General features: G+C 73.2%; 1 protein-coding gene and 2 pseudogenes. All 3 read right to left on the bottom strand.

The features are described from left to right. Positions 1 to 369: pseudogene (locus tag ACFY5C_RS41400) on the bottom strand (hypothetical protein); the annotation flags it as partial. A 29-nt stretch (positions 370 to 398) separates the two neighbouring features. Then, positions 399 to 1,331 carry a 3-oxoacyl-[acyl-carrier-protein] synthase III C-terminal domain-containing protein gene (locus ACFY5C_RS41395; RefSeq protein WP_389455236.1) on the bottom strand — a complete coding sequence of 311 codons (933 nt, stop codon included), beginning with the start codon at positions 1,329 to 1,331 and terminating at the stop codon, positions 399 to 401. Between the two features lie 64 nt (positions 1,332 to 1,395). Beyond that, positions 1,396 to 1,697: pseudogene (locus ACFY5C_RS41390) on the bottom strand (MFS transporter); the annotation flags it as partial.

Below are 1,697 nucleotides of genomic sequence, written 5' to 3'. Positions count from 1 at the left end.
GGACAGGGTGTGCAGCAGGCCCGGGTCGGCGAGGGCGTCCTCGCTGACCGTGCGGCGCGGGTCCTGCCCGGCCACCACGTGCACGGTGGGCAGGGCCAGACCCAGACCCTCCAGGTAGGCGCGGTAGCCGTCGTCGAGGGCCGTCTTGAGGACGACGTGGTCGTCCTTGCCGCCGAGCAGCAGCGCGAACTCGTCCATGCGGTTCACGACCGCGCTGCCGGCGTGCGCGCCGACGCGGGGCAGCGCGGGCTCACCGACCGCCCACTGGTTCTCGACCTCGAAGTTGCCCAGGAACACCAGGGGGGTGTCGGCGGCTCCGGTGACGGCGCGCTTGAGGCGCGCGGTGAAGCCGGCGGGCGGTGGTTGCATCTGTGTCGACCTCGTCCTTCTCATGGATGTCAGTGCTCGAGGACCATCGCCGCGAACGTCGCCCCGAGCCCGACGCTGGTCATCAGGTAGCGGTCGCCGGGACGCAGCCGGCCCAGCTCGGAGGCGTGCTGGAGGTTGATGAACGGGTCGGCGCAGAAGCAGTGGCCCGTGTGCGGCACCAGGTCGAGGAAGACCCGCTCCGGGGGCAGCCCGAGCTCCTTGCAGACGCCGATCCACGACAGCCGGTTCACGTTGTGCGGCAGCACCAGGGCGAGCTCGCCGAGCGTGCAGCCCGCCTCGTCGAGGGCCGCGCCGATCACCTCGGTCAGGCCCGGCCCGTACAGGTCCTGGAAGTCCTTCGCGGCCGCGTCGCCCATGATGAAGTCGGCGCCGAAGCGGGGGTGGGTGCGGGCGGCGTAGCCGAGCATCCGGTCGCGGCCGGTGCGGTCGGCGGAGACCAGGACGGCTGCCGTGCCCTCGCCCATGACGGTGACGTCGGGGATGGACTGCGTCTTGCCGGTGCGGGCCTTCTCGCCGGTGAGGACGAGGGCGAGCGCGTCCGGGTCGGGGTCCGCGGCGAGCAGGGTCCCCGCCATGTCGACGGCGAGCAGGCCCGAGGCGCAGGCGTGGTGGGCGACCACGAACGCGGTGGCGTGCTCCAGGCCCAGCTCGGCCAGGAGCGGTCCGAGGGAGGTCATCGGGTAGGGCAGCGGCGAGGCCATGGTGCGGGCCTGGAGGACGTACTTCACCCGCTGCTCCTGGCCGCGCAGCTCGACGAGCTTGGCGGCGGCGCGCAGCAGCAGCTCGGTCTCCGTGGCCTCCGGCGCGCGGCACACCTCGGAGAGACCGTAGAAACGCTGGTAGCGGCGCAACTGCACGTCGGTCAGCCCGAGTTCCCTCTGGAACCGGGCGATCGGAATGGTGTCGGGCAGGCTGCTGGAGACCGCGACGATGGACGTCATACCCCTAACAGTCGCGGCCCCCGCTGACGCCCAGCTGACGCTGCGCTGACCGGCGCCCCGCCCCTCACCCCCCGCCCTGCGTCACCGCCGCCCCCTCCGGGGTGCGGCGGTGGGCCGTCGCGAGGGTCAGGGTGATCGTGAGGGACGCGAGGGCCATGCAGGTCATCGCCGTCGCCGGGGTGGTCAGCTGGGCGACCGTACCCGCCACCGCGGCGGCCACGCCCTGCATGGTGAGCATCCCGGCGGCCCGCAACCCGAGGGCGTGCCCGGCGAGTTCGTCGGGCGTGAGAGCCATCAGGCGTTCCTGCTGGGCCAGGGTCGCGCCGAAGCCGACGGAGGCGACGCACACCGCCAGGGCGGACCAGG

Origin of the sequence: Streptomyces sp. NPDC012935 (genome assembly GCF_042900345.1) — a bacterium.
Lineage (GTDB): Bacteria > Actinomycetota > Actinomycetes > Streptomycetales > Streptomycetaceae > Streptomyces.
This window is presented reverse-complemented; position numbering and strand designations above follow the sequence as displayed.

Coding starts and splice junctions, on each gene's coding strand:
- ACFY5C_RS41395 (WP_389455236.1), bottom strand. CDS start 1,331: ATGACGTCCATCGTCGCGGTCTCCAGCAGCCTGCCCGACACCATTCCG.